This is a genomic window from Aequorivita flava (assembly GCF_038742595.1).
GTDB lineage: Bacteria > Bacteroidota > Bacteroidia > Flavobacteriales > Flavobacteriaceae > Aequorivita > Aequorivita marisscotiae.
In genome coordinates this window covers 1-13,249 of sequence record NZ_JBANCF010000005.1, presented here as the reverse complement: position 1 = coordinate 13,249, position 13,249 = coordinate 1, and the positions used below count along the sequence as shown (strand labels likewise).

General features: G+C 38.1%; 11 protein-coding genes. 8 read left to right on the top strand and 3 right to left on the bottom strand.

Annotated features, from left to right (window positions below):
- The first annotated feature begins 204 nt into the window (after positions 1 to 204).
- Both ubiE and porT read left to right on the top strand, forming a co-directional pair.
- Positions 205 to 936: a bifunctional demethylmenaquinone methyltransferase/2-methoxy-6-polyprenyl-1,4-benzoquinol methylase UbiE gene (gene ubiE, locus VZD24_RS07870; RefSeq protein WP_279450160.1), complete on the top strand. Its 732-nt coding sequence runs from the start codon at positions 205 to 207 to the stop codon at positions 934 to 936.
- Positions 937 to 939: 3 nt separating this feature from the next.
- Positions 940 to 1,650, top strand: a complete 711-nt coding sequence (porT, locus tag VZD24_RS07865; RefSeq protein ID WP_279450159.1) for a type IX secretion/gliding motility protein PorT/SprT — start codon at positions 940 to 942, stop codon at positions 1,648 to 1,650.
- Here porT and VZD24_RS07860 read toward each other — a convergent pair.
- The gene (locus VZD24_RS07860) at positions 1,637 to 2,365 is read right to left on the bottom strand and encodes an RNA methyltransferase (protein WP_342687340.1); all 729 of its coding nucleotides are present in this window, start codon (positions 2,363 to 2,365) and stop codon (positions 1,637 to 1,639) included. The genes porT and VZD24_RS07860 overlap by 14 nt on opposite strands.
- Between VZD24_RS07860 and tamL the strand changes: the two genes are divergently transcribed.
- The 3 genes from tamL to accD all read left to right on the top strand — a co-directional run bounded on the left by tamL (position 2,348) and on the right by accD (position 7,122).
- A complete protein-coding gene (gene tamL / locus VZD24_RS07855) occupies positions 2,348 to 4,999 on the top strand; it encodes a translocation and assembly module lipoprotein TamL (RefSeq protein ID WP_444876290.1) in 2,652 nt (883 codons plus the stop codon). The genes VZD24_RS07860 and tamL overlap by 18 nt on opposite strands.
- Positions 5,000 to 5,096: 97 nt before the next feature.
- Positions 5,097 to 6,164, top strand: a complete 1,068-nt coding sequence (gene fbaA, locus VZD24_RS07850; RefSeq protein WP_279450156.1) for a class II fructose-bisphosphate aldolase — start codon at positions 5,097 to 5,099, stop codon at positions 6,162 to 6,164.
- A gap of 91 nt (positions 6,165 to 6,255) precedes the next feature.
- The gene (accD, locus tag VZD24_RS07845; RefSeq protein ID WP_279450155.1) at positions 6,256 to 7,122 is read left to right on the top strand and encodes an acetyl-CoA carboxylase, carboxyltransferase subunit beta; all 867 of its coding nucleotides are present in this window, start codon (positions 6,256 to 6,258) and stop codon (positions 7,120 to 7,122) included.
- A 146-nt stretch (positions 7,123 to 7,268) separates the two neighbouring features.
- On the opposite strand, the gene VZD24_RS07840 is transcribed toward accD, so the two are convergent.
- Entirely contained in the window at positions 7,269 to 8,102 is an 834-nt protein-coding gene (locus VZD24_RS07840) for a hypothetical protein (protein ID WP_342687338.1), read from the bottom strand.
- 184 nt (positions 8,103 to 8,286) lie between these two features.
- Here VZD24_RS07840 and rpsO point away from each other — a divergent pair, with 184 nt between their 5' ends.
- The 3 genes from rpsO (at position 8,287) to VZD24_RS07825 (ending at position 12,263) form a co-directional block, all read left to right on the top strand.
- A complete protein-coding gene (gene rpsO / locus VZD24_RS07835) occupies positions 8,287 to 8,556 on the top strand; it encodes a 30S ribosomal protein S15 (RefSeq protein ID WP_279450153.1) in 270 nt (89 codons plus the stop codon).
- A gap of 217 nt (positions 8,557 to 8,773) precedes the next feature.
- Positions 8,774 to 11,008 (top strand): polyribonucleotide nucleotidyltransferase, encoded by a 2,235-nt coding sequence (locus VZD24_RS07830; protein ID WP_342687337.1) that lies wholly within the window; start codon positions 8,774 to 8,776, stop codon positions 11,006 to 11,008.
- Between the two features lie 91 nt (positions 11,009 to 11,099).
- Complete coding sequence (locus VZD24_RS07825; RefSeq protein WP_342687336.1) at positions 11,100 to 12,263, top strand: tyrosine-type recombinase/integrase; 1,164 nt, start codon at positions 11,100 to 11,102, stop codon at positions 12,261 to 12,263.
- Positions 12,264 to 12,531: 268 nt separating this feature from the next.
- Here VZD24_RS07825 and VZD24_RS07820 read toward each other — a convergent pair whose 3' ends face one another.
- Positions 12,532 to 13,179, bottom strand: a complete 648-nt coding sequence (locus tag VZD24_RS07820) for a hypothetical protein (RefSeq protein ID WP_342687335.1) — start codon at positions 13,177 to 13,179, stop codon at positions 12,532 to 12,534.
- Positions 13,180 to 13,249: the final 70 nt, after the last annotated feature.

The window sequence follows — 13,249 nt, the reverse complement described above, 5'->3', positions numbered from 1 at the left end:
ATTAATTTACTTTTTAGGAATAACTTAACTTGGAATATGCTCCGAATAAAACTATTACCACAAATTACGTTGGCAAAGATATGGAATAATAAGCCGCTATAAACAATTAGTGTTTATAGAATAAGACCGGCACTTAGTTTTGAAACTTCAAAATAAAATAAGCGAAGGCTCTTAAAAAATATGTAGTTTTGCAAGCGCAATTTTATGGAAAAGAAAATAACACCTTATAAAGATTCTTCGGAAGGAAAAAAGAAACAGGTTGAGCAAATGTTCGATACTATTTCGGAAAATTACGACGGTTTAAACCGTGTAATTTCATTAGGTTCTGATATTACTTGGCGAAAAAAAGTAATTGCCATGGTAGCCAAAACCCAACCAAAAACTATTTTAGATATCGCAACGGGTACAGGCGATTTGGCCATCCAGTTTGCCGAAAAAACCAATGCCGAAAAAATTATTGGGCTCGATATATCTGAAGGCATGCTGTCCGTGGCCCGTAAAAAGGTTTTGAATAAGGAAATTTCAACCAAAATTGAATTTGTACAGGCAGACTCCGAAGCGCTTCCATTTGCAGATAATTCGTTTGACGCCATTACCGTTTCCTTTGGCATCAGAAATTTCGAAAATTTAGAAAAGGGACTTTCTGAAATTCTTCGCGTACTTAAAAAAGGAGGCATCTTTGTTATTTTGGAAACTTCGGTTCCTTCAAAATTTCCGTTTAAACAAGGGTATTATTTTTATTCAAAAAACATCTTGCCGTTGGTGGGAAAGATTTTTTCAAAAGATAAAGTGGCGTACAAATATTTAAGTGAAAGCGCCTCTGTATTTCCTCACGGTGAAAACCTCAACAATATTTTGCGCAAAATCGGGTTTAATGAAGTGAAAAATAAACCACAGACTTTTGGTGTGGCAACTATCTATAAAGCTACTAAATAATTTATGAAGAAGCTCTTTATTGTACTTTCCTTTTTATGTATTGCAAACAGCGTGAATGCACAATGGTTTTTTAATAAAGAACGCATTGCCAATCTCGAAAATTTCGATAAAAAGAAGTTTTCCTGGGGGTACTTTTTAGGTTTTAATAGCTACGATTTTAAATTTGATTACAGAGATCAATACGCTGATGACAACACAGAGATTCTCGTGGAGCGTTCGGCCGGTTTTAATGTAGGCTTAATTGGCGATATGCGCATAAATCAATACCTCAACCTACGATTGGAACCCGGACTGTATTTTACACAGCGCGATTTAACATTTCCGGGATTTTCGTCGGAGTCTGACTATCTGCGCGAAGTTAAATCTACGTACATTCACGTGCCTTTACTGCTAAAGGTATCTACCAAGCGATTAAACAACATTAAACCGTTTATTGTTGGGGGAGTTTCAACCTCGCTAAACCTTTCCAGCAACCAAAAAAATCCAGAAGATAACGAACAAGGTAGATTCCGAATGACCAATAGTACTAATTATTACGAGATTGGGTTTGGTATCGATTTTTATTTGTACTACTTTAAGTTTACCCCGTCTATCCGTGGAGTTTTTGCATTGAATAACGAATTAATTCCCGACGATGACCCCAACAGTCCGTGGACCGGAAATATTGATAAACTGGCTACGCGCGGAATATTCGTAAACTTCACATTTCAATAGATCTTCTAAACTCGCTTAAGAAAATTGCGGTTGCCGTAGCTACGTTTAAACTTTCGGTTTTTTGAATTTTTCCAAAACGCGGAATATTTACCTTATGTGTAATTTTTTGAAGTATTTGGTCCGAAATTCCATTGGCTTCATTACCCATAACAATGATAGCACTTTGCGGAAGTTTTTCAGAATAAATATTTTTTCCTTCCATAAAGCCGCCATAAATAGGCAGGGTAGTTTCTGCAAAATATTCTGAAAGCGACACATAATGTATTGCCACGCGCGCTAAGGAACCCATGGTTGCCTGCACCACTTTTGGATTGTAGCAATCTACCGTATCTTCAGAACACAGTATTTGTTGTATGCCAAACCAATCGCACAGCCTGATTATTGTTCCCAGATTTCCCGGATCGCGCACAGCATCGAGCGCTAAGATTAAACCGGTATCCTTTACAGGTTGTATTTTTGGAATATTAAATACCGCCAAAGCCGTATTGGCAGATTTTAAAAAGCTTATTTTTTTAAGTTCTGCCTCGGTAACCAGAAAGTGGTTTTCGGCAGTAATCTCGGTTGTATTGGTAGAAAAAAGTGCCTGTAATTTTAATCCTTCATTTAAAAACTCGGCAATTACTTTTGGACCTTCTGCAACAAATAATCCATTTTGGGCACGGTACTTTTTTTGTTGTAGGCTCGTTATTAATTTTGTTTGACTTTTGCTGACCAAAATATAGTATTTTTGAATTTGATTAAACATGTACACTTGAAGCGCCACCTCACAAAAATATCACTATTTATAGTATTTATCGGTCTATTTTTTTCGTGCAATGCTGTAAAAAGGGTGCCCGACGGAAAATATTTACTCACCGAGAACACCATTGTTGTAGATAGTGTAAAAATTAACGACGCGGGGGTTTACAGCCAGTTGGCCCAAAAGCCAAACACTACCATTCCGTTGGTGGGCATTCCGTTTGAATTGCACATTTACAATCTGGCAGATCAGCAACCACAGGAAACTTATAATAAATGGCTTCACAAATATCCAAAACGAGAAGAACGTTTAATACGTTTACTTTCAAAAAAACAGGTAGATAAAATTGACAGCAGCTATGTAAACTTTAATCAATGGCTTCAAAAATCTGGAGAAGCGCCCGCCATAATCGACGAGAAAAAAATTGAAAAATCCCTTGTGCGACTAAAACGCTGGTACGCCAGCTATGGCTATTTTAACGATGAAGTAACCTATACTATTGAACCCAATGAAAAGAAAAAGAAGCGCGCAAAAGTTACCTATTCGGTAAAAAGGCACAAACCTTATTTTGTGGGCGATTCCATTATTGAGAAAATAAGCTCGCCGGTAGTAGATTCGCTTTTTCAAGCTACCAAAAGCAGATCGTTTATTGTGCCCGGTAAGCAGTATGCCGCCAATGATTTTGTAAACGAACGCGATAGACTTACCATTCAACTTAGAAATTCGGGGCTTTATCATTTTGACCAAGAATATGTGGGTTTTGAGGCAGATACCGTAAAAACAGACCATAAGGCAAATATTACCTACATAATTCCCGACCGAAAAGTTACACAGGGCGACAGCACCTATACCGAACCCTTTAAGGTGCACAGCATAAATGAAGTAAGAATAATAACCGACTATTCGTACGACAACAGAAACAAAACCCTGCAAGATAGTACAAGTTATAAGGGCTATAAATTGTTTAGTTACGGCAAAATGCGTTTTCGGCCAAAGGCTATTGCCGATGCAATTTCAATTACCCCCGGAAAAATTTATAAAGACATTGACCGTACCCTAACGTACAACCAAATTAGCGATTTGCGTATTTTTAAATATCCTAACATACATTATTCCGAAGTAGCTACAGATAGCACGGCAAGCCTTTTAAACGCAACTATTATGCTGAGTCCGCGAGACCGGTTTACCTTGGGAGTAGATTTTGACGCTTACACTTCTACCATTCAACAATTTGGAATAAGTTTTAGCGGCAACATTATTTTCCGAAATATTTTCCGCGGGGCCGAAATACTTGAAATTTCGGGTCGCGGTAGTTTGGGTTCTTCCAAAGATGCTGCAGACAGCGAAAGTAAGTTTTTTAATATTTCGGAATTTGGAGGCGATGTAAAACTCACTTTTCCAAGTATTATATTTCCTATAAATACTGAAAAATTAATCCCGAAATATATGTCGCCTTCCACGGGAATAAGCCTTGGTGCAAGTGTGCAAAACAACATTGGTCTAGACCGGCAAACGGTGAACGGAGTATTTAATTACCGGTGGAAACCTTCAAAAATTTTAAATTACCAATTAGATTTATTAAACCTACAATATGTAAAAAACCTCAATACGGGCAATTATTTTAATGTGTATAAAAACTCATTCGACCAACTAAACACTATAGCACAGGAAACGGAAAGCGACAACCCTGGAACAATAAATCCGGCTTTTTATAATTATGACGATAACAACAACCTGTTTCTAATAGTACCCGAGGGCGCCAATGGATTTATTGAAGATGTAAAAAACGGGGTTATAAACCCGGTTTATATTGACGGCGATGGTACAACAATTGTAAACAATATTGACGAACGCAAAAAACGGCTTACCGAAGACAATTTAATTTTTGCGACCAACATTACCCGTACACGCGACACGCGTGAAAATATACAGGATAACAACTTTTCGAGAACGCGCTATAAGTTAGAAGTAGCTGGCAATTTACTCTCCGGTATATCTAGTCTTACGGGAGCCACTAAAAACAACGATGGCAATTACACCGCTTTAGGCGTTGTATTTTCGCAATATGTAAAAGGCGAAGGAGAATACATTAAGCACTGGGAACTTAACGGCAACAATGTATTGGCGTTTCGCGTTTTTGGCGGCATTGCCATTCCGTATGGCAACAGCAACAACATTCCCTTTACCCGAAGTTATTTTGCCGGTGGTGCCAACGATAACCGTGGGTGGCGCGCCTACGATCTGGGCCCTGGAAGTAGCGGAAGTACCGATGAGTTTAATGAGGCAAATTTTAAAATTGCCCTAAATGCCGAGTACCGATTTACTATTTTGGGCGCTTTTAAAGGAGCGTTATTTGTAGATACCGGGAATATTTGGAATGTTTTAGACAACATTCAAGATGAAGCTTCTGTATTTAATGGTATTGAAGACATTAAAGAACTTGCAGTTGCCACAGGCATTGGGCTACGTTATGATTTTGGTTTTTTTGTGTTTCGATTTGATGTAGGCTTTAAAACCCATAACCCTGCAAAACCTGTGGGCGGGCGTTGGTTTACAGATTATAATTTTACCAAGGCTGTTTACAATATCGGTATTAACTATCCATTCTAAACCATATAAATTTGTTACTTTTGCTAAAGGGCTTTCGTTTGCTTTTGGCAAATAATAAGTCCCGTAATTTTTAAACTTTTAACACTTCAACAATATTATGAGCCACGGAATTAAGCCCGGTGTAGCAACTGGAAAGGAAGTACAGCGAATACATAAATACGCGAAAGAAAAAGGTTTCGCAATGCCTGCCGTTAACGTGGTAGGATCAGACAGTGTAAACGCGGTTATGGAAACTGCTGCGGCATTAAATGCTCCTGTAATTATTCAGTTTTCTAATGGGGGTGCCCAATTTAATGCAGGCAAAGGACTCTCTAACGAAAACGAGAGAGCGGCCATAGCGGGTGGTGTTGCCGGTGCAAAACACATTCACGAACTGGCAAAGGTTTACGGAGCAACGGTTATACTTCATACAGATCATTGCGCCAAAAAATTACTTCCGTGGATTGATGGTTTGTTAGACGCAGGCGAAAAGTTTTACGAAGAAAACGGCGTACCCCTTTACAGCTCGCATATGATAGATTTATCTGAAGAGCCCATTGAAGAAAACATTGAAATTTGCAAACGCTATTTAGAGCGAATGAGCAAAATTGGCATGACCTTAGAAATTGAATTGGGAATTACCGGTGGCGAAGAAGACGGCGTAGATAATACCGATGTAGATTCGTCTAAATTATACACCCAGCCAGACGAGGTTGCGTACGCGTATGAGGAGCTTTCAAAAATTAGCGATCAGTTTACCATTGCTGCAGCTTTTGGAAATGTTCACGGCGTTTACAAACCTGGAAATGTAAAATTAACCCCAATTATTCTAAAGAATTCGCAGGAATACGTTCAGAAAAAATTTAATACCGGCTACAATCCAATAGATTTTGTATTTCACGGTGGAAGTGGTTCTTCACTTGAAGAAATTCGCGAGGCAATAAGTTACGGCGTTATAAAAATGAATATAGACACCGACATGCAATTTGCCTTTACTGAAGGCGTACGCGATTATATGATAAAGAACTTAGCGTATTTAAAAACGCAAATTGGCAATCCCGACGGCGAAGATTTGCCAAACAAAAAATATTACGACCCACGGAAATGGCTTCGCGAAGGCGAAATAACTTTTAAGAAAAGACTGGAACAAGCTTTTAAAGATTTAAATAACGTAAATACGCTATAATAAAGATTTAGCATTCGAAATTTTAGATTCTAAAATTTTCTTTAAATAACTGGAATTCATAGTTTTGAATTCATAACTCATAATTTAAAATATGCCTTGGTTTAAAAGAACAAAAAAAGGAATTCAAACCCCAACTGAAGAGAAAAAGGACGTCCCAAAAGGGTTGTGGTATAAATCGCCCACCGGAAAGGTTGTGGACAGCGAGGAACTGGAAAAAAACTTTTACGTAAGCCCCGAAGACGGCTACCACGTGCGTATTGGCAGTAAAGAATATTTTGAAATACTATTTGACGACAATAAATTTAAGGAGCTAGACAAAGGACTTACATCTCAAGACACTCTAAAATTTGAAGATAAAAAGAAATATCCAGACCGCTTAAAAGAAGCGCAAGACAAAACCGGCCTTAAAGATGCCATTCGCTGTGCTGTTGGCAAGTCTATGGGTGCAGATTTGGTTGTGGCCTGTATGGATTTTAGTTTTATCGGCGGCTCTATGGGAAGTGTTGTAGGCGAAAAAATTGTTCGTGCGGCAGAGTATTCGCTTAAAAAGAAAATTCCGTTGCTAATAATTTCTAAGAGTGGCGGTGCTCGTATGATGGAGGCTGCACTATCGCTAATGCAACTTGCAAAAACCAGTGTAAAATTGGCCCAATTAAGCGATGCTGGCATACCGTACATTTCGTTATGCACAGATCCTACTACGGGTGGTACCACGGCTTCGTTTGCAATGCTAGGCGATATAAATATTGGCGAACCAGGCGCATTAATTGGTTTTGCAGGACCGCGCGTAGTGCGAGACACCACGGGAAAAGAACTACCCGAAGGTTTTCAAACAGCAGAATTTTTGTTGGAACACGGGTTTTTAGATTTTATAACCCACCGCCGCGATTTAAAGCGCAATATAAACCTGTATCTGGATTTGGTTTTAAACAGACCGCTTCGTGAAAAGTCTGCATAGTTAATAGGCCGTTTAAAAAGGAGTATTTACCAACTTTTATGGGGTGCTTAACTATAACAACTTTTTTAGTTAGAAGTAAGCTATTATTTACTGTGCTTTATACTAAGCCAGCAACTACTTTTTAAACAGCCCTATTTTTAATATTATTAATTCATAGTAAACGGATATTCCTGACCGTTAAAAATAAATACTGCCTGATTATCGCAGGCGCCATCGCCAAAATCTATTATTGCAGATAATCCATCTTGCGTTATTTGGAGTTTCCCTTCAACAATAAATGGGCAAGCCAATTTATAAACAAGCTGTTGTGTTACTTCGCCGCTTCGTTCAAAACCGTTTGTAAATTGCGTTTGCCAATTTCCCGTAATATTATAAACATTATCAACCCAGGTTCCAGAACCAACACCTTCCACCCATTCTGAAATACGTGTGCCATTTCGAGTAGCTGTTACCGTAGTATTTGGAAAGCTTACCGTTATACTTTCGGTAAGGGTAGATTGTGGATTATCATTCTGGTTTGCAATTTCGTATAAAACACTTCCACCGCCACTTACGCCATTTCCGTTAAAAACAAAATTTTGGAACGTATAGTTTACGGTATAAGTTCCCGAGGTAAGCGGCCCGTATTCCAGCAAAATACTTCCCGAAACTATATTGCCATTGTTTAAGGTACAGGAAGAACCAAAATTCAATAAAATAGTAAATACATTTCCCTGCTGGCCAACTGTAATTTCGGTACAGTTCGGGAAAAGCGAAAGTTGCGTTTTACCACCACTTTCCGTTTCATTTTCAACAAAAGCCTGTTCAATTATGGTAAAAGTACCTTCGGCAATCTGATCTGTTTTTGCAGCTCTTACAGAATTCTCCGAAGTAAAGTTAACTTCTTCAGCAGGTGTTTCTTGATCTTTACTGCAAGCTGTAAAAAATAGGATGCTCACTGTAAAAAATACGCAGATTGGTTTAAAGATGCCGGTTTTCATAACTTTTAAGTTTAGGTTTAGACGTATATAACGCTTCGAATTCTAAAATTGATACATTTTTCATTAATATTTACAAGAAACGACCTAAATTAAAATTCGATTTATTACTTTTGCAGCCTTGATTATCAATCCCGAAGTTGTCGGGAGGTATTCAATACATAAAAATCATTTTAACAATATTGGCATGTATTTATCTACAGAAGAAAAAGAAAAAATTTTCGCTAAACACGGAAAGTCTAAAACCGACACTGGTTCGGCAGAAGGACAGATTGCGTTATTCACGTACCGCATCGAGCATTTAACAAAACACCTAAAAACAAACCACAAGGATTACAATACTGAACGTTCTTTGGTAATGTTAGTTGGTAAAAGAAGAGCGCTTTTAGATTATTTAATTAAGAAAGACATTCTTCGTTACCGAGCTATCGTTAAAGAATTAGGATTACGTAAGTAATATTTTAAAGGGCTCATTACGAGCCCTTTTTATTTTCTGCGAACGCGGAAAATTATAAAAATTTTTTATCCTGAATACAATTTTATTTCAGGACACATAGAAAAGCTACCTTTTAAGTTTTTCATTGGTCAACCACAACAACACAACAACACTACGGCTGACGTACAGCTGTTGACCATTATTAACCGTGCGCTTTGGCGCATAAAATGAAAAACATATGATACCTAAAGTATTTAAGGAGGTTATAGACCTTGGCGATGGTAGACAAATTACCCTCGAAACCGGTAAACTGGCAAAACAGGCCCATGGTTCTGTAGTAGTACAATCCGGAAAATGTATGTTGCTTTGTACCGTAGTTTCTAATTACGAGCAAAAAGACTTAGATTTTTTACCATTAACAGTAGATTACCGCGAAAAATTTGCAGCTTCGGGGCGTTATCCGGGCGGTTTCTTTAAAAGAGAAGCAAGACCTAGCGACGGCGAAGTACTTACCATGCGTTTGGTAGATCGGGTACTGCGCCCACTTTTCCCAAAAGATTATCATTCTGAAACCCAAGTAATGATTCAGTTAATGAGTCATGACGAGGAAGTTATGCCAGATGCAATGGCAGGATTGGCGGCATCTGCGGCTATTCAGCTTTCAGATTTTCCCTTTGAATGTGCAATTTCAGAAGCACGTGTAGGACGAATTAACGGCGAATTTATCATTAACCCTTCCCGATCGCAATTAGAGCAATCTGACATTGACATGGTTATTGGAGCCTCTATGGATTCTGTAATGATGGTTGAAGGGGAAATGAAGGAAATTAGCGAAGAAGAAATGGTTGAGGCCATTAAATTTGCACACGAACACATTAAAAAACAGTGCGAGGCACAATTGCGATTGGCCGATGCTGTTGGCAGAAAAGAAGTTCGCACATACGAACCGGAACGCGAAGATGAAGAATTGAAGAAGAAAATTCACGATATGGCATACGATAAAGTATATGCCGTAGCGCATTCCGCTTCAGCAAAACACGAGCGAACAGATGCTTTTTCAGCAATTAAAGAAGAAATAAAAGCTACATTTTCTGAGGAAGAATTAGAAGATTTTGGAGCATTAATTTCAAAATATTACTACAAGGCAGAAAAAGAAGCCGTTCGCGATTTAACCTTAAACGAAGGATTGCGTTTAGACGGAAGAAAAACAGACCAGATTCGCCCCATATGGTGCGAGGTAGATTATTTGCCTTCGGTACACGGTTCTGCCCTATTTACACGTGGCGAAACGCAAGCCTTGGCAACCGTAACTTTAGGAACATCGCGCGAAGCAAACCAAATAGATATGCCATCTTATGAAGGCGAAGAAACATTTTACCTTCACTACAACTTCCCTCCTTTTTCAACAGGTGAAGCACGTCCAATTCGCGGCACATCGCGCAGGGAAGTGGGTCACGGTAACTTAGCGCAAAGAGCATTAAAGGGTATGATCCCTACCGATTGTCCTTACACTGTGCGTGTAGTTTCAGAAGTGTTAGAATCTAACGGGTCATCATCTATGGCTACCGTTTGTGCCGGTACAATGGCACTTATGGATGCTGGGGTACAATTAAAAAAGCCAGTTTCCGGAATTGCTATGGGATTAATTTCTGATGGTGAAACTGGAAAATACGCAGTTCTTTCAGATATTTTAGGCGATGAAGACCACTTGGGCGACATGGACTTTAAAGTAACCGGAACGGCCGACGGAATTACCGCTTGCCAGATGGATATTAAGGTAAAAGGCCTATCGTACGAAATTTTGGTGAATGCACTAAAACAAGCCGCTGCCGGAAGACTTCACATTCTCGATAAATTGGTTGAGACTATTGAAGCACCCAATGCAGACGTTAAACCGCACGCTCCAAAAATGGTTACCGTTACTATCCCGAATGAATATATTGGTGCATTAATTGGACCAGGCGGAAAAGTTATTCAGGAGCTTCAAAAAGCAACAAAAACCACTATTGTTATAAATGAAGACCCTGTTACCGAAGAAGGAATTGTGGAAATTCTAGGAACAGACCAAGAAGGTATAGACGCTGTTTTGGCTCGTATAGACTCGCTTACTTTTAAGCCCGAGGTTGGCAGCGCTTACGAAGTTAAAGTTATTAAGATGCTAGATTTTGGCGCTGTGGTAGAATATGTAGAAGCTCCCGGTAATGAAACGCTGCTTCACGTAAGTGAATTAGCTTGGGAACGCACAGAAAATGTAACCGATGTTGTAAACATGGGTGATGTTTTTGATGTAAAATTCCTAGGTTTTGATCCAAGAACCAAAAAGGAAAAGGTTTCTAGAAAGGCATTATTGCCAAAACCGGAAGGTTATAAAGAACGTCCACCACGTAGCGACAACCGTAGTGGCGGCCGTGACAATCGCGGACGCGACAATCGTGGTCGAGATAATCGCGATAGAGACAGAAAGAGAGACTAGTACTCAATTTCTTAAAATAGTTTAAAAACGCTTTCTCCCCTTAAAATTAGGAGAAGGCGTTTTTTTATTTCGTTAATTTAAATTGAAAGTTATGATTACAATAACATTACAGCCATTTAAGCACAATTCAGAAAATTGCATCGGGTTAAAATTTAAGTATCACTTTGAAAGCAAAGAAATTATTAAACGAATGGAAGGTGTACGTTGGACCAAAACACATGGTTGCTTTTATATTGTTTACGATCAAAACACCTTTACTGCGTTTAAGCAAGCCTTAGCAGCCAAAGGTTTTGATGTTGCAGACGCTACCCAAACCGCCCAAGACGAAAACAAAAAGGGCGCAAGAAAAAATTTAGGACCCATAACCGCATCAAAAAATTCAATTTATGAAAACTTTAAGCAATCTTTAAACGGAAAACGCTTGAGTAAAAGCACCATTAAAACTTACGGTGCATTTGTACATCAATTTTTACGCTATACAGAAAACAAGCCGGCCGATTTAATAGACGCCACAGATGTACGCCTTTATTTAGAGTGGGCCATTGGCACCCTAAACTACTCGGTTAGCACCCACAGGCAAATGGTTAGTGCCCTTAGGCATTTTGCCTATTTGTACCCAACGTGCGCAATAGACCCGGAAGCTATATTTATGCCATCAAAAGACAAAAAACTACCTGTAATTTTAAGTTTTAAAGAGGTTGTACAATTAATTCAAGTAACCAAGAATCTTAAGCACAGGGTTATAATAGCGATGCTTTATGCTTCTGGTTTACGCATTGGCGAAATGCTAAATTTAGAAATAAAAGATTTTGATTTTTCACGAAATCAGCTTCACGTACGGGGCGGCAAGGGCAGGAAAGATCGTTACACTACTATTGCGCAGACCCTGCACCCCATGTTAAAGAACTACTACAGAACATATAACCCTAAAGTTTATTTTATAGAAAACCCAAACGGCGGCAAGTACAGTGCTGCCAGCGTACGTTCCTTTTTACGGCGCAGCTGCAAGTTGGCACGCATTAAAAAGCCCATTACGCCACACAGTTTAAGACATTCGTACGCTACACACTTACTGGAACAAGGAACAGATATAAGGCATATACAAGAGTTATTGGGGCATAGCAAACCCGAAACAACTATGATCTACACCAAGGTAACCAGGAAGGAGTTGCAGCAAATAAAAAGTCCTTTAGATTCTGCATTAAATGAATTATATTTACCGGATAACCGTAACAAAAAACTTGGTTTAGACTAGCACAGATCCTGTATAACCATGATAAATGTTCGGATATAACACGTTGGCGTTCATTTGAATAAACATAATGGAAATTTCAATACATCCAATATTTACATTAATACTAATTTGCCTACTCATATTGATTGTAGGATTTTGGAAAGGTTCAGAGTATAGACGATGGTATATATTCTACGATATGGACTTCAATGGGAACAAGTTACCACCGATTTTACAATGGTTTGTTTATCCTTGGATAAAACCTAAAATAAACCGATATAAAAATCCATTAATGGAAGAGTATGAAAAAGAGAGATTGAAACGTACTGATACAAAACATTATAAAAGATTTCAAACCCAAACCTAGTAAAAAAGTAATTATAGAAATAGTCAATGTTATGTAAGTTTTTCTTTTCTCTAAAGTTTTTAGATTCTCGGATTCTATATAATCATCGACAAAAGTTTTTGAAAGTCTTGTGATTCCAAAATAAGTAAGCTCATAAGTATTGCCTGTGATTTTATATAAAATTTTTTCGGACTCTAAATAAAGTAAAGCTTGTTCTAATTTTGAAAATTCATAATCCAAAGCTTCCCCTTTATCAAAAAACTCGTCTATTGAAAGAGTTGTGTTAGCTAAACTAGGATATTGTCTGCCGAAATTAAGAATTGTATCAGGATGGGTGACAGGAGAATGACCATAGAATCTTTCAAAGATATTATTAATAGTCAAACCTTTACCTTTAGTAGAGCCTATTTCTAAAATAATGTCGTCTAAAAATTGGAAGTCTGATTTTATATCTTCAGAGAACGCCATAAAATTATTTTTGACTAATTTAACAAAATAAACGGATTGACCACAGAAGCGGAAAATAAAAAACGAAACGCCAACAAAGAACTGAGGTAAAAAACAACATATTTCTTCATTAATTTTTGACATTATTATTCTAGGCTTACAGATTGAAAGATGGATCTATAAGCTGTTTTTTTATTTAGATTTTGGTTATTTT

Coding starts and splice junctions, on each gene's coding strand:
- ubiE (WP_279450160.1), top strand. CDS start 205: ATGGAAAAGAAAATAACACCTTATAAAGATTCTTCGGAAGGAAAAAAG.
- fbaA (WP_279450156.1), top strand. CDS start 5,097: ATGAGCCACGGAATTAAGCCCGGTGTAGCAACTGGAAAGGAAGTACAG.
- VZD24_RS07820 (WP_342687335.1), bottom strand. CDS start 13,179: ATGTCAAAAATTAATGAAGAAATATGTTGTTTTTTACCTCAGTTCTTT.
- VZD24_RS07840 (WP_342687338.1), bottom strand. CDS start 8,102: ATGAAAACCGGCATCTTTAAACCAATCTGCGTATTTTTTACAGTGAGC.
- VZD24_RS07830 (WP_342687337.1), top strand. CDS start 8,774: ATGATACCTAAAGTATTTAAGGAGGTTATAGACCTTGGCGATGGTAGA.
- porT (WP_279450159.1), top strand. CDS start 940: ATGAAGAAGCTCTTTATTGTACTTTCCTTTTTATGTATTGCAAACAGC.
- VZD24_RS07825 (WP_342687336.1), top strand. CDS start 11,100: ATGATTACAATAACATTACAGCCATTTAAGCACAATTCAGAAAATTGC.
- rpsO (WP_279450153.1), top strand. CDS start 8,287: ATGTATTTATCTACAGAAGAAAAAGAAAAAATTTTCGCTAAACACGGA.
- accD (WP_279450155.1), top strand. CDS start 6,256: ATGCCTTGGTTTAAAAGAACAAAAAAAGGAATTCAAACCCCAACTGAA.